Origin of the sequence: Legionella tucsonensis, assembly GCF_001468035.1 — a bacterium.
Taxonomy (GTDB): domain Bacteria; phylum Pseudomonadota; class Gammaproteobacteria; order Legionellales; family Legionellaceae; genus Legionella; species Legionella tucsonensis.
Genome location: NZ_LNZA01000001.1, coordinates 18,901 through 37,578, shown reverse-complemented (window position 1 = coordinate 37,578; position 18,678 = coordinate 18,901). Strand labels below are relative to the sequence as shown.

Genomic DNA, 18,678 nt, shown 5'->3' with positions numbered 1-18,678 from the left:
GCATCCTGATGAGACAGAAAATAGTTGCTGGCAACTGGAAAATGAATGGGCAGCTGCAGCAGGTAATTCAATTAGCTAATGAACTTAAAGAATTACTTTACTCTATTAGCGATGTGCAAGTGATAGTAATGCCGCCTGCAATTTATATTCCGCAAGTTAGAAATATATTTGGCGATTGTACAATTGATATAGGTGCCCAGAATGTGTATCCAAAGGATTTTGGTGCTTACACTGGTGAGATATCTGCACCTATGTTAAAAGATTTTAACTGTCGCTACATTTTGATAGGACACTCTGAGCGGAGACATTGTCTTCACGAAGATGAAAATTTTGTAGCACAAAAATTCCACCATGTAAAAGAACATGGTATGATACCGGTTCTTTGTGTCGGTGAAACGCTAGCTGAACGTGAAAAAGGTCAAACAGAACAAGTAATTGCTAAGCAACTGCTTGCGGTAAGCGAAGACGAAAAAAATTGTTTTCATAATTGTGTTATAGCTTACGAACCTGTTTGGGCAATAGGTACGGGAAAAACTGCCTCACCAGAACAGGCACAGGAAGTACATCAGTTCATTAGAAATCTGGTTGCAGAGATAAATCATAGCGATGCTGAACGGTTGCCACTTCTTTACGGTGGAAGTGTCAACGAAAGTAATGCCAGGGCGTTATTTGCCATGCCCGATGTAGATGGTGGCTTGGTTGGCGGTGCATCGTTAAACGCGAAACAGTTTGTGGAAATTGTGAAATGTATCAATTGATATTAATGATTCATGTAATCGTTGCTGTAGTCTTAATAGGCCTGGTCCTTATCCAGCATGGTAAAGGTGCGGATATTGGTGCAGCTTTTGGATCTGGAGCTTCGAATACATTATTTGGGAGCCAAGGTACAGGCGGATTTTTATTTAAATTAACCGGTGGTCTGGCGTTGATCTTTTTTATCACCAGTTTATTGTTATCATATTTGGTGTCTGTTCAATATCAAAAAGCGGATCAGCAAATAATTCCTCAAACTACTGTACCTGCGAGTTCAATTCCAGTACCAGTAGATAACGGTAAGAAAAATTAAATGAGATATCTTTCTCTGCATTTAAATATAGAGAAGATTGGGAATAAATAACTAGTAGTTAATAATAAAGAATTGCCGAAGTGGTGGAATTGGTAGACACGCCGTCTTGAGGGGGCGGTGGCGAAAGCCGTGCCGGTTCGAGTCCGGCCTTCGGCACCATTTTAATCCGTACAAGGTGAAAAAATGCTATCTCAATATTTACCTGTTCTTATTTTCATAATTATCGGATTGGCATTAGGCTTAGCAATGTTAGGGGCAGGTTCTCTTTTTTCAAAGCACAATCCTGATAGTGCCAAAAACTCTCCCTACGAATGTGGCTTTGATGCATTTGAGAGTTCCCATATTCCATTTGATGTTCGTTTTTATCTGGTTGCAATCTTATTTATTATTTTTGATTTAGAAACTGCATTTTTCTTCCCATGGGCTTTAGCTTTACGCAAAATTGGTTGGTTTGGCTTTGCTGGAATGATGTTGTTTTTAGGCTTATTAGTGATTGGTTTTATTTATGAATGGAAACGAGGCGCACTAGAATGGGAGTAAGTCTAAGAGTGCGAAATAGAGCTGGCTCCAAATTCACTTCTGATCGCAGCTTCATAAAGAAAGATGCAATCAGGAATGGTATTTTTTTATTAATATTTTAACTGCTTAGAGGCTAACTATGGCGGTTGCAGAATTGCAAAAAAGTGGCTTTGTAACGACTTCAGTCGAAAAACTTCTTGGATGGGCACGTAGTGGTTCTATGTGGCCTATGACATTTGGATTGGCATGTTGTGCAGTAGAAATGATGCATGTAGGTGCGGCACGCTATGACTTAGACCGGTTTGGAATTATTTTTCGTCCCAGTCCACGGCAATCGGATGTGATGATAGTTGCTGGTACTTTATGCAATAAAATGGCTCCTGCTTTGCGTAGAGTTTATGATCAAATGCCTGAACCAAGATGGGTTATTTCCATGGGCTCTTGTGCGAACGGGGGTGGTTATTATCATTACTCTTACTCTGTAGTTCGGGGGTGTGATCGTATTGTTCCTGTTGATGTGTATGTACCAGGTTGCCCTCCAACTGCTGAAGCACTGCTTTATGGCATTATTCAATTGCAGAACAAAATCAGACATAAAAAAATCTTAGAAGTTTAAGCTCATCAAAGGTGCTAAATAGATGACAAAAAATGATTATTTGGTTGAACAACTCAAAATGGAACTAGCGACTCAATTTAAAGATATTACTGTCGCATATGATGAGGTAACCATTGAGTGTGATGCATCAAATTTAAAAGCAATAATGTTAGAGCTACGCGATCTAGAAGCATTTTATTTTGATCAGCTTATTGATCTTTGTGCCGTGGATTATTTGCTTTATGGTGAATATGATTGGGAAACAGATTCAGCGACTGAAAGCGGGTTTTCTCGAGGCGTAGAGCGTCAAGAAACTAAAGGTTATGCTCTGAATAAACCACGTTTTGCTGTAGTATATCATTTGCTTTCAACGAAAATGAATCACCGATTACGTGTTAAGGTCTTCATTGATGAGTCTCACTTAATTGTTCCGTCAGTACATCATTTATGGAAGGGTGCAAATTGGTTTGAGCGAGAAGCTTATGATTTATATGGTATTTTATTTGAAGGACATCCTGATTTAAGACGTATTTTGACAGATTATGGATTTATTGGACATCCATTTCGTAAAGATTTCCCACTCAGTGGTCATGTTGAAATGCGCTATGACGCAAAATTTGAAAAGGTCATATACGCTCCAGTAGATATTGAACCCAGAGTTTTAGTGCCCAAGGTTATTCGTAACGATAACCGGTATATTGGTGATAAAGGGGCGAATAATGATTGAATTAAAGAATTATACCTTAAACTTTGGTCCACAACATCCTGCCGCACATGGAGTTTTGCGTTTAGTTCTTGAGCTTGAAGGTGAAACTATAGTTCGTGCGGATCCGCATATAGGCTTGTTGCATCGTGCTACAGAAAAATTGGCAGAAACAAAACCTTACATTCAATCGATCGGTTATATGGATAGACTTGATTACGTGTCTATGATGTGTAATGAGCATGCTTATGTGCGCGCGATAGAAAAACTTTTAGGTATAGAAGCGCCGATTCGCGCTCAATATATTCGTACCATGTTTGATGAAGTCACTCGCATTTTGAATCATTTATTATGGTTAGGTGCTATAGCACTGGATATTGGTGCGATGACTGTGTTTTTATATTGCTTCAGAGAGCGCGAAGATTTATTTGATTGCTATGAAGCAGTATCAGGAGCACGAATGCATGCTACTTATTACAGACCAGGGGGTGTCGCACGTGACTTACCTGATACGATGCCTAAGTATAAAGAATCCAGATGGCATAATGAGCGCGAAGTTGAAAAGCTTAATGAAGACAGAAGCGGTAGTTTGCTTGATTTTCTCTGGGCATTTACGGAACGTTTCCCTCGTTGTGTCGATGAGTATGAAACTTTATTAACCGATAACCGAATTTGGAAACAGCGTACCGTAGACATTGGTGTTGTTTCACCAGAAGAAGCTTTGCAGTGGGGATTTACAGGACCAATGCTTCGTGGTTCTGGTATTGCATGGGACTTACGTAAAAAGCAAAGTTATTCGGTATATGATCGCGTGGATTTCGATATTCCAGTAGGTAAAACTGGGGATTGTTATGATCGCTATTTGGTTCGCGTTGAAGAACTAAGACAATCCAATCGCATTATTAGACAATGTATTGAGTGGCTCAGAGCGAATCCCGGTCCTGTACGCATCGATGATCACAAGGTTACCCCGCCCCGGCGTGTAGAAATGAAAGAAGATATGGAGTCATTAATCCATCACTTTAAACTGTTCACTGAAGGTTTTTGTGTGCCGCATGGGGAAGTATATAGTGCGGTTGAGGCGCCAAAAGGTGAATTTGGTATTTATATGGTTTCAGATGGTGCCAATAAACCTTACAGACTGAAAATTCGTGCTCCTGGATTTGCCCATTTGTCCAGCTACGATGCAATGACTCGAGGACATATGATCGCTGATGGAGTCGCTATTCTAGCAAGTCAGGATATAGTATTTGGTGAAATTGATCGTTAATTTGTGACATGTCAGTTCTTACGATTATTAAAATGACATTCCAGAAAATTGCAATTTAAATTAATAAAGGTTTAGAAATGTCTGATAATTCTGCAAAAATATTACATCAATTGGTGTCAACTCCAAGAATAAAAGACATTGATCATTGGATAGCAAAATACCCAAAAGATCAAAAGCAATCAGCCGTAATGAGTACTCTGCGCATTGTCCAAGAAGAGCATGGTCACCTAACGACGGAATTAATGGATGCTGTAGCTGACTATCTCGAAATGCCTTCAATTGCTGTATATGAGGTGGCTAGTTTTTATACTATGTATGAACACCAACAGGTTGGCAGACATTCGATAAACGTATGCACCAATATCTCATGTATGCTGCGTGATTCTGCTGCAATTGTCAGCTATTTGGAAAAAAAGTTGGGTATAAAATTAGGCGAAACCACAGATGATGGACGTTTTACTTTAAGATCTGTTGAATGTTTAGGCGCCTGTGTTAATGCCCCAATGATGCAGGTGGACAAGGATTATCATGAAAATCTGACTCCTGAATCTATAGATAAAGCGTTGGAAGAATACCAATAAAAGATAGAGGTGGTTACCGTGGTTGAATTAAATCAAGTTTGTTATCGAACATTTCATCTACCAGAGCCTTGGACGCTATCTGCTTATGAAAGTGTTGGTGGGTACAGTGCATGGAGAAAAATACTAAAAGAGCAAACTTCTCCACAGTCAATTATTGATGAGTTAAAAACATCTGCTCTACGAGGCAGAGGGGGAGCAGGGTTCCCGACCGGATTAAAATGGAGTTTTATGAATCGTAATAGCCCGGTACAGAAGTATGTAGTATGTAACTCCGACGAAGGCGAACCAGGTACATGTAAGGACCGTGAAATACTTGCATTAAATCCACACCAACTTATTGAAGGAATGGCAATTGCCGGATATACCATGGGTTCCACTGTAGGATATAACTACATTCGTGGCGAATTTTGGTTACCTTATGAACGTACAGAAGCAGCGCTGAAAGAAGCATATGCGGCAGGGTTGCTGGGTAAGAATATTTTAGGCTCCGGTATTGATTTTGATCTGTATAATCATTTGGGCGCTGGCGCTTATATTTGCGGTGAAGAGACTGCATTACTCAATTCTTTGGAAGGGAAAAAAGGTCAGCCGAGGTTTAAACCTCCCTTTCCTGCTAACTATGGTTTATATGGCAAACCTACAACCATAAATAATACAGAAACTTTTGCTTCTGTACCGGTTATTATGGAAAAAGGCGGTGAGTGGTTTTTAAAAATTGGCAAGCCCAATAATGGTGGAACTAAATGCTTTAGTGTGAGTGGCCATGTCAATAAACCTGGAAATTATGAAATTCCTTTGGGAACACCATTTAAAACGCTTCTTGAGTTAGCTGGTGGAGTGATTAAAGGCCGAAAAATCAAAGCAGTGATCCCTGGTGGTTCGTCCATGCGTGTATTACCTGGCGACGTAATGATGGAGCTTGATATGGATTATGACAGCATCCAAAAAGCAGGTTCAGGATTAGGTTCTGGGGCGGTAATTATTATGGATGAGACAACCTGTATGGTTGATGCATTATACCGTATTTCTGAATTTTATATGGATGAATCTTGCGGGCAATGTACTCCATGTCGTGAAGGTACAGGTTGGTTAGTCCGATTATTACACCGCATTAAAGAAGGCCATGGTGAGCCAGGAGATGTGGAAAAACTAGTTAATGTTGCGAATAATATCGAAGGGCGCACTATCTGTGCACTAGGTGAAGCAGCAGCTTGGCCTGTACAAAGTTTTGTTAAGCATTTCCGCGATGAATTTGAATATTTCGTTAAGCATAAACGCTCGATCGTCGCAGCATAATTAAAAGGTTTGACCATGACTACTACTATTGAAATCGACGGTAAGACATTTGAAGCAGAAAACGGTAAAATGATTATCGAAGTTGCTGATGAGGCGGGTATTCATATCCCACGTTTTTGTTATCATAAAAAATTATCTGTAGCGGCAAATTGTCGCATGTGTTTAGTTGAGGTGGAAAATGGCCGCAAGCCAGTTCCAGCATGCGCAACTCCAATTACCGATGGAATGAAGGTATTTACCAAATCGAAAGAAGCATTACATTCTCAAAAAGTGGTCATGGAATTTCTTCTTATTAACCATCCACTGGATTGTCCAATTTGCGATCAAGGTGGAGAGTGTGAGCTTCAAGATATATCGATGGGGTATGGTGCGGATGAATCACAATATAGAGAAACTAAACGTTCAGTAGATGATGATAACTTAGGAGCGCTGATTTCAACTGAAATGACTCGCTGTATCCATTGTACTCGCTGTGTTCGCTTTGGCGAGGAAATCGCCGGATTAAGAGAGTTAGGTGCAACAGGCCGCGGCGAGCACATGCAAATTGGAACCTATGTTCAACACAGCATGAAATCAGAAGTTTCCGGCAATATTATTGATTTATGCCCTGTCGGTGCATTAACATCAAAACCTTTTCGTTTTACAGCAAGGGCTTGGGAACTCACCCAGCATGATGGGGTAGCACCACATGACTGTCTTGGTTCAAATATTTACCTGCATACACGTCGAAACAAGTTAATGCGTATTGTTCCTAAGGAAAATGAGGCAATTAATGAAACGTGGCTGGCTGACAGAGACCGATTTAGTTATTTGGGGTTAAATAGTCCGTTAAGAGCCAGTCAACCAAAGATTAAACGTAATGGACAATGGGAAATTGTCGATTGGGAAACTGCACTAAAATTTACCGCAGAAGGACTGGCTCGCATTATAAAACAAAATGGTGTTGAACAAGTAGCGGCTTTTTCTTCAAGCTCTTCTACATTGGAAGAGATGTATTTGTTGCAAAAATTAATGCGCGACATCGGAGTTCATAATCTTGATCATAGATTGCAGCAAGTAGATTTTAAAGATCAGGATTATCAGGCGACTACACCAAAAAATTCATTACCTTATGCAGAAGTTGAATTACAAAACACAATAGTGCTTGTTGGATGCAACATTGATCGAGAAGTTCCTCTGGCTGGTGTAAGAGTGCGTAAAGCTTCCCGTAATGGAGCTAAAATTTATGCTATAAATTCAGTAGATTTTGAATATCGGTTTGACCTTAATGACCGATTCATTATTTCGCCTTTAGAAATGCCAATGCAACTTGCAAAGCTTGCTTTAGCACTGGCTGGCGATATAAAGAATTTGCCTACAGAAGTGCAAAAATTATTGATAGGACTTGAGTCAGATAAAGCAATTCAGCGAGTTGCCAAAGCATTGAAAGAAGAAAAAGCATGCATAATTACTGGCGCTCTATGCGAAAATCATCCTGAGGCTGCTTTATTGCGTACATTAATTTTCCATATCGAGAAATTAAGTGGAGCCAAAGTGTTAAGATTCACTCAGGGTGCAAACACAGCGGGTGCGTGGATGGCGGGTATGGTCCCTCATCGAACCACTGCTGGCAAAGCCGACTCTAATCCGGGTATGGATGTGCAGGCAGCATTAAATGCTAAACTTAAGGCCTATTTTTTAATGGGAGTAGAACCAGGTTTTGATTTTGCAAATCCTTATGGTGCAAGACAATCGATGCTGGGTGCGGAATTTGTTGTATTAATGTCAGCTTATGATCATGAATCAATGCATGATTATGCAGATGTTATTTTACCCATGGCGCCTTATGCTGAAACATCAGGGACATACATTAATATTGATAACACCTGGCAAACAGTAAAAGGTGCTTTGACTCCCCATGGAGAATCTCGACCTGCATGGAAAATATTGAGAGTACTCGGTAACTTATTGCATTGTGATGGCTTTGAATATTTATCAACTGAGGATATCTTGTCAGAAATTAAAAATAGTGTTGCAATCACAATGGAGCAAGAATATAAACCTTATTATCCTGAGAGCTTGCCTTTAATTAATCAATCATTGGTTCGTGTTGGGGAGTGGCCACTCTATCGTAGTGATGCAATTGTTAGAAACGCTAATGAGTTGCAATTATGCGCTGCCGCTGAGTCAGCATGCATACGTATCAATCCTGCAACAGCAGATAGATTGAAATTAGACGATATTGCTACTGTATCTCAGGGAGATATTGAGATAACATTGCCGCTTAAACGTGATGAACGCATTGCGGCAGATGTTGTATGGGTAGCAAACGCGATGCCTGAAACAGTTGATTTAGGACATTCATTTGCTGCAATAACTATTAAGCGCTAGGCAGGTAAGAAAATGCTGCAAGATATTGGCATATTAATTTGGATCATCATTAAAATATTGGTAATCGTAGTACCATTGTTACTATGTGTCGCATATTTAATCTACGCAGAGCGTAAGGTTATTGGCTACATACAATCGCGTATAGGACCCAATCGTGTAGGTGTGCGCGGCTTGCTCCAGCCAATTGCAGATTTAATAAAGCTTATTACTAAAGAAATTATTATACCTACACGTTCTAATAAATATCTTTTTATAGCCGCACCACTGCTTTCTTTGGTTCCTGCCTTGGCAGGTTGGGCCGTTATTCCTTTTCAGGAAGGAATGGTTCTCGCAAATATTAATGCGGGAGTTCTTTATATTTTTGCAATGAGCTCGCTTGGAGTTTATGGTGTTTTAATAGCAGGGTGGGCATCTAACTCCAAATATGCAATGTTTGGTGCTTTAAGAAGTACTGCACAAACTGTATCTTATGAAATTGCTATGGGTTTTGCTTTAGTAGGCGTATTGCTGGCTGCAGGAAGCATGAATCTTACAGATATTGTTAATTCACAAAAAGGCGGGATTTTACATTGGTGGTTTATTCCCCTGCTGCCACTTTTTTTTGTGTTTTGGATTGCAGGAATTGCTGAAACAAATAGAGCGCCTTTTGATTTAGCTGAAGGCGAGTCCGAAATTGTTGCAGGATTCCATGTGGAGTATTCTGGAATAGGGTTTGCACTATTTTTCTTATCCGAATACGCGAGTATGATCCTTATCTCCATGCTCCTCAGTATCCTCTTTTTAGGTGGTTGGATGTCACCATTTGAAGGAATCCCGTTTTTAGAGAACATATTTTTTGTTGTTCCGGGATTTATTTGGTTAATTGTAAAGGTTTGCTTTTTCCTATATGTGTACTTATGGATAAGAGCTACTTTTCCTCGTTATCGTTATGACCAGCTTATGCGTTTAGGCTGGAAAGTACTCATTCCGGTCACCATTGTTTGGATTATTGTAACTGCGTTAATGGTTGTTACACATGTTAAACCTTGGTTTTAATGGTTAATAGAGAAGCCGATGAAAAAAGCATATCAATATATTAAATACTACGTACGCAGTTTTCTTTTGATAGAATTATTGCAAGGTTTAAAGCTAACTGGTAAATATTTCTTTAAGAAAAAAGTAACGGTACAGTTTCCAGAGGAACAAACTCCAATTTCCCCTCGTTTTAGAGGAGCACTTGCTTTACGCCGTTATCCCAATGGTGAAGAACGCTGCATTGCATGCAAACTATGTGAAGCAGTTTGTCCAGCCCTAGCAATAACCATAGAGTCAGAGCAACGCGAAGACGGGTCGCGTCGTACAACAAGATACGATATTGATGTGTTTAAATGCATTAACTGCGGTTTATGTGAAGAATCTTGTCCTGTAGATTCCATAGTTGTTACACCAATACATCACTATCATGTCAGTGAACGTGGTCAAAATATTATGACTAAAGAGAAGCTCCTTGCACTTGGCGACTTAATGGAACCAAAACTTGCAGCAGATAGAGCTGCTGACGAAAAATACCGATAGCGGGGTAAAGTATGCATGAATTACTAATTCAAATTATTTTCTATGTTTTTGCGGCTATAGCAGTAGGTGCTGCGTTTATGGTAATTATCCAAGATAATCCTGTCCGCAGTGTTTTATTTCTTGTGGTTACATTTTTTGCGAGTGCAGTATTATGGATACTTGCCCAAGCAGAGTTTCTTGCACTGATTTTAGTATTAGTATATGTAGGTGCTGTGATGACGCTGTTCCTATTTGTAGTGATGATGCTTAATATTGATGTTGAAATAATTAAGAGTCATTACAAACGATACTTACCCTTTGGCTTAATTCTTGTCGCGTTATTAACAGGCCTCTTAATGGTATCCATTCCCGCAGGCACATTTAAGGCAAATGTTGAAACAAAAAACAATGAGATGATGAGTTCGCAATTACTTAACACAGACCAAAACAATCCTGAAGTACAGCCTCTATCGAATACTGAAGCCTTAGGCATGGTTCTGTATACAGATTATCTACTGGCTTTTGAAATTGCAGCTGTGCTGTTGTTAATAGCAATTATTTCTGCAATTACCTTAGCACATAGAGGTCCCAGAAAGTCGAAAAGGCAGGATGTAAAACAACAAATTCTGACACGTAGAAATGAACGGGTTGAATTAATTAGTATGAAAGCAGAAAAATAAGGTTGGGGAGTTCCATATGATACCTGTTAATGATTATTTGATTCTGGGAGCGATTTTATTTGGCCTTGGACTAATCGGTATAATGATGAATCGTAGAAACATCATTTTATTGCTAGTATGTATCGAATTGATGTTGCTTGCAGTAAATACTAATTTCGTAGCATTTTCCCATTATTATAACGAAATTGGTGGTCAAGTTTTTGTCTTTTTTATTTTAACAGTTGCTGCAGCAGAAGCAGCAATAGGATTAGCCATAGTGATGTTGCTTTTTAGAAATAGAGGCAACATTGACGTTGATAAAATGAATCATTTAAAAGGTTAACATTGTGAGTATCCAACAACTTTGTCTAATAATCGTTTTAGCTCCCTTGGCAGGTTCCATAATTGCTGGTTTTTTCCGTAATCAAATCGGACGAGGCGGAGCCCATACAGTTACAATATTGGGGGTTTCAATTTCTTTTGTAGTATCGTTGTATGTTGCTTGGCAACTCTTCTCAGGAGCCATTTCAACTGAAAGTACGGTGGTTTATCAGTGGGCTAATGGTGGCTTAATACTTCCGTTTGAATTCAATATAGGTTTTTTGATCGACCCTCTTAGTGTTGTTATGCTTTTAACTGTAAATTTCGTTTCTTTGCTGGTGCATATTTACAGTATTGGATATATGGCAGATGACGATGGTTACCAACGTTTTTTTAGCTACATTTCCTTATTTACTTTCATGATGCTTATGTTAGTAAGTGCCAACAATTTCTTGCAATTATTTTTTGGTTGGGAAGGTGTAGGCTTAGTTTCTTATTTGCTTATTGGATTCTGGTACCAAAAAGAATCAGCGATTGAAGGTAGCCTTAAAGCGTTTATCGTGAACCGGGTAGGTGATTTTGGTTTTCTGTTAGGTATTGCTCTGGTTTTTTCATATACCGGAAGTATCGATTATGAAACTGTTTTCAAAAGCGTAGACTACTTAACAAGTCAAAATATTGAATTATTTCACGGACACCCTTGGTCTTTAGTTACCGTGATTTGTCTGGCCTTATATGTTGGGGCTATGGGTAAATCTGCACAAGTTCCACTGCATGTTTGGTTACCTGAATCGATGGAAGGTCCAACACCTATTTCTGCACTGATTCATGCTGCAACAATGGTTACCGCTGGCGTATTTATGATTGCACGTATTTCACCTCTGATTGAATTTTCCACCACGGCATTAAGTGTGGTTCTAGTCATTGGTGCAACCGGAGCTCTCTTTACTGGTATCTTGGCGCTGGTAATGAATGATATTAAGCGTGTTGTGGCCTATTCAACATTATCGCAACTTGGTTATATGATGGTAGGAATGGGCGCTTCTGCTTACAGCGCAGGAATGTTTCACCTACTTACTCATGCATGTTTTAAAGCACTCTTATTCCTTGGTGCCGGTTCAGTAATCATTGGAATGCATCATGAACAAGATATGCGAAAAATGGGTGGCTTATGGAACAAAATGCCAATTACGTATGTAACTTTCATAATTGGCTCCCTTGCTCTTTGTGCTTTCCCTCCATTTGCGGGATTTTATTCGAAAGATACTATTATTGAAGCGGCTCAGTTATCACAAATTCCAGGAAGTAGTTATGCCTATTTCTGTGTGGTTGTTGGTGCCGGCGTTACTGCACTGTATACCTTTAGATCATTATTTATGACGTTTCATGGTAAGCCACGTATGGATGAGCATACCTTAAGTCATATTCATGAGTCGCCTTGGGTTGTATGGCTGCCACTTGTTTTACTAGCTATTCCTTCAGTTATGTTGGGTTATGTGTTGTATATGCCAATGCTTTTTGATAATCCAACTATTTTAGGCTCCTCTTTGTTTGTTCTTCCTCAACACAATGTCTTGGCAGAACTCGCTCACGAAATTACTTCGCCGTTTCAAAGTATGTTGCATTCAGTATTTTCACTTACGTTTTGGATTACTGTAGCGGGGATTTTTATTGCTTGGCTTTGTTATATCGCTATTCCTTCGATTCCAGGCTATTTGGCACGTAACTTTTCACTCCTCTATAAAATGCTTATTAATAAATATGGGTTTGATGCGTTTAATAATTTAGTTTTCGTAAAAGGTTCTAAGGGCATAGGAACCGCATTTTACAGTGTGGGTGATCAAAAACTAATTGATGGTATGATTGTAAACGGCAGCAGCCGGCTTATTAGATGGTTCTCGGCTAAAGGTCGTGTGATACAAAGCGGTTATCTGTATCATTATGCAACGGTAATGGTTTTTGGATTGCTTGGATTTTTATGCTGGTTGATACTTGGCTGAATATAGGGTGACGGTATGCATTATTTGCTCAATTTACTAATTTGGTTGCCAGTAATAGGCGGTATTTTTGTTCTTCTTGCTGGAGACGATCGTAGCCCGAATATTTCACGCTATTTGGCTTTGTTTACTGTAATACTTTGTCTATTACTTTGTATTCCGCTCGTTGCAGGTTTTGATCCTAAAGTACTTGGAATGCAATACTTGGAAGAATTTCAATGGATGCCAACTTTAGGAATTAACTATAGTTTGGGCATTGATGGCATGTCTTTGCTTTTAATTATACTTAGTATTTTTACGAATTTAGTTGTGATTTTGGCAACTTGGGAGAGTATTACTAATAGAGTTTCTCAATATTTGGCTGCATTTTTAATTATGCAGGGATTATTGGTTGGAGTTTTTTCAGCGTTAGATGCAATTGTATTCTATGTATTCTGGGAAGCAACGCTGATCCCAATGTATTTGATCATTGGAATTTGGGGATCTGATAATCGTGTCTATGCCGCAATTAAATTTTTCTTATATACTTTTTTAGGCTCAGTACTCATGTTGGCAAGCTTTTTATACATGGGCTATATAGCAGGCACATTTAATATTGAAGCATTTTATGCCATTAAACTCGGAATGACTGCACAAACATTGATTTTTATTGCCTTCTTTCTTGGCTTTGCTATCAAGATACCCATGTTTCCAGTACATACCTGGTTGCCTGATGCGCATACTGAAGCTCCAGCAGGCGGTTCAATAGTATTAGCAGCAATTTTATTAAAGCTCGGTGCTTACGGATTTATTCGTTTCTCTTTGCCCATAGTACCAGACGCTTGTAGCCGTTATGCTGGTATTATGATTGTCTTGTCTTTAATTGCAGTCGTTTATATTGCCCTTGTTGCAATTATTCAAAAAGATATGAAACGTTTAATTGCATATTCTTCAATTTCGCATATGGGATTTGTGACATTGGGTTCCTTTGCTATTTTTGAAATTGCAAAGCAAACAGGATTGAGTGCTGCGGGCCTCATATTAGAAGGTGCAATTGTAGTCATGATCTCTCATGCATTTGTCTCAAGTGCTCTTTTTGCTGGCGTAGGCTACATTTATGATCGCATGCATACCCGTCGTTTAGTAGATTTTGGTGGCATAGTGAATACCATGCCAATCTTTGCATCGTTCTTCATGCTTTTTTGTATGGCAAATGCTGGGCTACCAGGTACTTCCGGGTTTGTTGGCGAATTTATGGTGATTCTCGGTTCACTTAAAGCAGGTTTTTGGGTAACATTTTGGGCAGCTACCACGCTAATTACAGCGGCTGGATACAATCTTTGGATGTACAAACGTGTTATTTTTGGTCCTGTAGCAAATGAAAAAGTTGCAGAATTAAAAGATCTTTCGAGCTATGAGTTAAGCGCTTATATCCTACTTGCTTTGATGGTTATCGCTATGGGCGTTTATCCTAAGCCAATGCTAGAGTACATACATCAAACAGTAAGTCATACTCTGGCATTAGCAAGTCAATCAAAATTGTAATCAAGGTTAATCAATATGACAGCATTACTTGAAAATATCCATGTAGCTCTTCCAGAAATAATCCTTTTAACTGCAGCATGTATTGCGTTGCTTGCTGATTTATTTTTACGGGATCGGTGTAAATCAATTGCCTATTTTATATCATGTAGCGGTTTGATTTTAGCTGCTTTTGTTAGTTTTCTTTATATTGGTACGTTTAAGGTTATTACACTTAATGGTCTATTTATCAGTGACGATATTGCAAATTTAATGAAGTTTTTTATATACCTGTCGGTATTATTGAGTTTTATTTATTCAAAGAATTACATAGATGAGCGTCAAATGCCTTCTGGTGATTACTATATTTTGGGAATGTTTTCTACCTTAGGAATGATGATCTTAGTTTCAGCGCACTCATTACTTACTATTTTTCTTGGTTTGGAATTATTGTCATTACCTTTATATGCCATGACTGCTATTCGTAGAACAGATGGAGATGCTTCAGAGGCTGCGATGAAGTACTTTGTAATGGGATCAATTGCATCTGCCATGCTTTTATATGGTATTTCTCTAATTTATGGTGCAACAGGAAAACTGGATTTACTTGAGGTTGCAAATGCAATTGCTGCGAACTGGCAACAACAAAACACATTACTTACTTTCGCTTTGGTCTTTATATTATCTGGGGTTGCATTTAAATTGGCTGCTGTTCCCTTCCATATGTGGGCGCCTGATGTGTACCAAGGGGCTCCAAGTTCAGTTACCTTATTCATTAGTGCCGCACCAAAGATTGCAGCGCTCGGGATGACATTTCGATTGTTAACTATTGGTTTGGTAGATATTAGCACGCAGTGGCAACAAATATTACTGGTAATTACCTTGCTTTCAACGGGTTTGGGTAATTTATTAGCTGTGGTGCAAACCAGTATTAAACGTTTACTTGCTTATTCAGCAATATCACATATTGGATATGCTCTGTTCGGTATTTTAGCCGCTACCAGTGCAGGTTATTCGGCAGCACTCTACTATATTTTGGTTTATGGAATAACTTCTGCAGCGGCATTTGGCCTAATTGTCTTAATGTCCACACAAGGAATGGAAATTGACTGTATCGATGATTTAAAAGGCCTTAACAAAAGAAACCCCTGGCTCGCATTTTTGATGTTAATTATTATGTTTTCGCTTGCAGGTGTTCCACCCACTGTTGGATTCTTTACTAAATTACTTGTACTTAAAGCTTTGGTCGATGTTCAAATGACTTGGGTTGCTGTGCTTGGATTATTCTTTACAGTAATTGGCGCTTATTACTATTTAAGAGTTGTTAAAATCATGTATTTTGACAAACCCGTACAGGTTGATCCAGTAGTTATGAGTAAAGGAAATGTTTTAGTACTTTCCCTCAATTGTTTATCACTACTTTATTTAGGTATTTTTCCTAGCGCCTTAATTGTGGCTTGTATTAACGCTTTTGGTATCTAAAAATGAAGTAATTCTGTTTTTAATAATGCAGAATACATATTTATTTAGAATCTTAAGCGAAAGTACTTGCTAAGAACACTGACTCTCAGTATACTTGCCATCAGTTGACGCGGGGTGGAGCAGCCTGGTAGCTCGTCGGGCTCATAACCCGAAGGTCGTAGGTTCAAATCCTGCCCCCGCTACCACTTATTTAGAACCCCATTTATGGGGTTTTTTATTATGTATAATTTGTACTGCACTAAAAGATAATAGTAGCCCAGTAAAGCCAAGGTCACGCTCGGAACTAATTGCTTTAACGAAAACTCTTTCAGAGTTTAGCCCTTGTCCAAACTCAGGTTACCCTATTGTATTTTAATTAGGCATGCGTGCCCTTTTTTAGTTTGTTAATATTATGATACAAGATGAGTTGGAACATTTATTGGCCCCTACGATTTCAGATATGGGCTATGAGCTTTGGGGGTGTGAATATCTTTCACAGGGTAGGCATTCCTTATTGCGTATATATATTGATAAGGCTAATGGAATAGGAATTGAAGACTGTGAAGCAGTAAGTCATCAAGTTAGTGCTTTGCTTGATGTTGAAGATCCTATTTCTGGAAATTACAGCTTGGAAGTATCATCACCCGGCATTCCAAGGCCTTTATTTAAAAGTTGGCAATATCAACGTTACATAGGACATGAAGCACAAGTAAAAACTTTTAAACCGGTGGACGGTAAGCGTAAATTAGTTGGTACTATTGTCTCAGCATCAGACCATACTTTAGTACTTAACATAAATAACGAAGATCAAGAGTTACTTTTTTCAAATATTGTGAAAGCAAATTTGACAGTATAGAGAGGCGAACAATGAGCAAAGAATTGTTACTGGTTGCAGAGGCGTTATCAAACGAAAGAGGTGTAAGTAAAGATGTTATTATACTTGCCATTCAGGCCGCATTGGAGTCAGCAACTCGCAAGATCTTTGGTTTGGATATAGGTGTAAGAATTAAGTTAGATCCTCGTACGGGCGAGCATGAAACCTTTAGGTATTGGGATGTAGTCAATGAAGATGAGCTAGAGCACCCTGATCACCAATTAACTGTTGAACAAGCAAAAGAGCGCAATCCAGCCGCAAAAGTTGGTGATCGCATAGAAGAAACAATACCTTCAATTGAATTTGGAAGAATAGAAGCTCAAACTGCTCGCCAAGTTATTATGCAAAAAGTTAGAGAAGCTGAGCGTGAGCTGGTCATTGATCAATTCAGAAGCAAATTAGGACAGTTGATTTATGGAACTGTTAAAAAAGTAACTCGTGATAATATTATCATTGACTTAGGTGGTAAAGCAGAAGCATTTTTACCACGGACTGAAATGTTGCCGCATGAAATGTTCCGTCCAAATGATCGTGTCCGTGCTTATTTATATGAGATTACACCTCAAGCTCGTGGACCACAGTTATTTGTGAGTCGTACACGTAATGAAATGCTTATTGAACTTTTCCGCATTGAAGTCCCTGAAATAGGCGAGAATGTTATTGAAGTTAAAGCCGCCGCGCGCGATCCAGGAAATAGAGCTAAAATTGCAGTTAAAACCAATGATGGACGGATTGACCCTGTAGGGGCGTGTGTAGGTATGCGTGGCGCTCGGGTTCAGGCTGTTTCCAGCGAACTTGGTGGGGAGCGGGTAGATATAATTCTATGGGATGATAATCCGGCTCAGTTAGTGATTAATGCGATGGCTCCAGCAGAAATATCTTCTATTGTTGTTGATGAGGACACACATGCTATGGACTTAGCTGTAGAAAAAGATCAATTGTCCCAGGCAATTGGCCGCAATGGGCAAAATGTTCGTTTGGCAAGTCAATTAACAGGCTGGACTTTGAATGTAATGACTACAGACGAGTTCGAAAATAAAAATTTGGAAGAATCAAGTAAAATTGTTAAATTATTTACTTCTGCACTGGAAATTGATGAAGAAATTGCTTCATTACTCGTAGCACATGGTTTTTCTTCTCTTGAAGAAGTTGCTTATGTACCTAAAGAAGAATTACTTGCTATAGAAGAGTTTGATGAAGAAATTGTTGAAGAATTAAGAAATAGAGCAAACGATAAATTACTCACTATGGCTCTTTCTTCAGGAAAAGAGCTATCTGGTTCACCTGACGAATCACTACTTTCAATGGAAGGCATGACCAATGAGTTAGCTAATAAATTAGCTGCGAAGGGGATTACTTCTATGGAAGATTTAGCCGAGCAATCTGTAGATGAGTTGTTAGAAATTGAAGGAATGACTGAAGAAAAGGCCGGTGTCTTAATTATGAAGGCTAGAGAACCATGGTTTTTATAGCCATGGATTTATTATAAATTAATGTAGTGCAAATATGCAGTTCGTTCTTAAATAATTGAATATAACTGCTGAAAGGGGATTAAAATATGGCGGATGTGACGGTTAAACAATTAGCTCAAGTCGTTGGTATTCCGGTTGAACGCTTATTGAACCAGTTACAGGAAGCAGGGTTGTCTTTTTCTGATGACCAACAGACTGTGAATGAAGAGCAAAAACGGATCCTACTTAATCATTTGAAAAAAACTTCTCTGAGCGACGTAAATGCTTCGCCGGAAAGAATTACTTTGAGAAGAAAAAGCTTATCACAAGTTACTGTTGGCCATGATGCCCATAGTGGAAAAACTGTTAATGTTGAAGTACGTAAGAAAAAGGTATTTGTAAAGCGTGCTCCAATAGTAAGGCAGTCTGAAATTGAAGAACCTTTTGTTATGCCTGAAGAAAATCAGAGTGTACTAGAGCAA

Annotated in this window: 18 protein-coding genes, 2 tRNA genes and 1 pseudogene; all 21 read left to right on the top strand. The window is 38.9% G+C overall.

Going from position 1 to position 18,678, the window contains the following annotated elements:
• Positions 1 to 8 precede the first annotated feature (8 nt).
• Positions 9 to 758, top strand: a complete 750-nt coding sequence (gene tpiA, locus Ltuc_RS00185; RefSeq protein WP_058519358.1) for a triose-phosphate isomerase — start codon at positions 9 to 11, stop codon at positions 756 to 758.
• The gene (secG, locus tag Ltuc_RS00180; RefSeq protein ID WP_058519357.1) at positions 746 to 1,066 is read left to right on the top strand and encodes a preprotein translocase subunit SecG; all 321 of its coding nucleotides are present in this window, start codon (positions 746 to 748) and stop codon (positions 1,064 to 1,066) included. The genes tpiA and secG overlap by 13 nt, the downstream gene beginning before the upstream one ends.
• 74 nt (positions 1,067 to 1,140) lie before the next feature.
• Positions 1,141 to 1,225: transfer RNA gene (locus tag Ltuc_RS00175), tRNA-Leu, on the top strand.
• Between the two features lie 24 nt (positions 1,226 to 1,249).
• Positions 1,250 to 1,606: an NADH-quinone oxidoreductase subunit A gene (locus Ltuc_RS00170; protein WP_058519356.1), complete on the top strand. Its 357-nt coding sequence runs from the start codon at positions 1,250 to 1,252 to the stop codon at positions 1,604 to 1,606.
• Between the two features lie 118 nt (positions 1,607 to 1,724).
• The gene (locus tag Ltuc_RS00165) at positions 1,725 to 2,201 is read left to right on the top strand and encodes a NuoB/complex I 20 kDa subunit family protein (protein ID WP_058519355.1); all 477 of its coding nucleotides are present in this window, start codon (positions 1,725 to 1,727) and stop codon (positions 2,199 to 2,201) included.
• Positions 2,202 to 2,223: 22 nt separating this feature from the next.
• Entirely contained in the window at positions 2,224 to 2,907 is a 684-nt protein-coding gene (locus tag Ltuc_RS00160; RefSeq protein WP_058519354.1) for an NADH-quinone oxidoreductase subunit C, read from the top strand.
• Positions 2,900 to 4,153, top strand: a complete 1,254-nt coding sequence (locus tag Ltuc_RS00155; RefSeq protein ID WP_058519353.1) for an NADH-quinone oxidoreductase subunit D — start codon at positions 2,900 to 2,902, stop codon at positions 4,151 to 4,153. Before Ltuc_RS00160 ends, Ltuc_RS00155 begins: the two co-directional genes overlap by 8 nt.
• Before the next feature lie 77 nt (positions 4,154 to 4,230).
• Positions 4,231 to 4,734 carry an NADH-quinone oxidoreductase subunit NuoE gene (gene nuoE, locus Ltuc_RS00150; RefSeq protein WP_058519352.1) on the top strand — a complete coding sequence of 168 codons (504 nt, stop codon included), beginning with the start codon at positions 4,231 to 4,233 and terminating at the stop codon, positions 4,732 to 4,734.
• Between the two features lie 18 nt (positions 4,735 to 4,752).
• Entirely contained in the window at positions 4,753 to 6,030 is a 1,278-nt protein-coding gene (gene nuoF, locus Ltuc_RS00145; RefSeq protein ID WP_058519351.1) for an NADH-quinone oxidoreductase subunit NuoF, read from the top strand.
• A 15-nt stretch (positions 6,031 to 6,045) separates the two neighbouring features.
• Complete coding sequence (gene nuoG / locus Ltuc_RS00140) at positions 6,046 to 8,400, top strand: NADH-quinone oxidoreductase subunit NuoG (protein ID WP_058519350.1); 2,355 nt, start codon at positions 6,046 to 6,048, stop codon at positions 8,398 to 8,400.
• 12 nt (positions 8,401 to 8,412) lie between these two features.
• Positions 8,413 to 9,435, top strand: a complete 1,023-nt coding sequence (nuoH, locus tag Ltuc_RS00135) for an NADH-quinone oxidoreductase subunit NuoH (RefSeq protein WP_058519349.1) — start codon at positions 8,413 to 8,415, stop codon at positions 9,433 to 9,435.
• 18 nt (positions 9,436 to 9,453) lie between these two features.
• Entirely contained in the window at positions 9,454 to 9,954 is a 501-nt protein-coding gene (nuoI, locus tag Ltuc_RS00130; RefSeq protein WP_058519348.1) for an NADH-quinone oxidoreductase subunit NuoI, read from the top strand.
• An 11-nt stretch (positions 9,955 to 9,965) separates the two neighbouring features.
• Positions 9,966 to 10,613, top strand: coding sequence for an NADH-quinone oxidoreductase subunit J (locus tag Ltuc_RS00125; protein ID WP_058519347.1), 648 nt, complete (start codon positions 9,966 to 9,968; stop codon positions 10,611 to 10,613).
• Between the two features lie 16 nt (positions 10,614 to 10,629).
• Positions 10,630 to 10,935 (top strand): NADH-quinone oxidoreductase subunit NuoK, encoded by a 306-nt coding sequence (nuoK, locus tag Ltuc_RS00120; protein WP_058519346.1) that lies wholly within the window; start codon positions 10,630 to 10,632, stop codon positions 10,933 to 10,935.
• A gap of 4 nt (positions 10,936 to 10,939) precedes the next feature.
• Positions 10,940 to 12,913 (top strand): NADH-quinone oxidoreductase subunit L, encoded by a 1,974-nt coding sequence (nuoL, locus tag Ltuc_RS00115; protein ID WP_058519345.1) that lies wholly within the window; start codon positions 10,940 to 10,942, stop codon positions 12,911 to 12,913.
• A 15-nt stretch (positions 12,914 to 12,928) separates the two neighbouring features.
• Entirely contained in the window at positions 12,929 to 14,434 is a 1,506-nt protein-coding gene (locus Ltuc_RS00110; protein WP_058519344.1) for a complex I subunit 4 family protein, read from the top strand.
• Positions 14,435 to 14,449: 15 nt separating this feature from the next.
• A complete protein-coding gene (gene nuoN / locus Ltuc_RS00105; protein ID WP_058519343.1) occupies positions 14,450 to 15,892 on the top strand; it encodes an NADH-quinone oxidoreductase subunit NuoN in 1,443 nt (480 codons plus the stop codon).
• A 108-nt stretch (positions 15,893 to 16,000) separates the two neighbouring features.
• Positions 16,001 to 16,077 (top strand) — tRNA-Met (locus Ltuc_RS00100).
• A gap of 206 nt (positions 16,078 to 16,283) precedes the next feature.
• The gene (gene rimP, locus Ltuc_RS00095) at positions 16,284 to 16,727 is read left to right on the top strand and encodes a ribosome maturation factor RimP (protein ID WP_058519342.1); all 444 of its coding nucleotides are present in this window, start codon (positions 16,284 to 16,286) and stop codon (positions 16,725 to 16,727) included.
• 11 nt (positions 16,728 to 16,738) lie between these two features.
• Positions 16,739 to 18,217 (top strand): transcription termination factor NusA, encoded by a 1,479-nt coding sequence (gene nusA, locus Ltuc_RS00090; protein WP_058519341.1) that lies wholly within the window; start codon positions 16,739 to 16,741, stop codon positions 18,215 to 18,217.
• 86 nt (positions 18,218 to 18,303) lie between these two features.
• A pseudogene (locus Ltuc_RS15820) lies at positions 18,304 to 18,652 on the top strand (translation initiation factor IF-2 associated domain-containing protein); the annotation flags it as partial.
• Between the last annotated feature and the right edge of the window lie 26 nt (positions 18,653 to 18,678).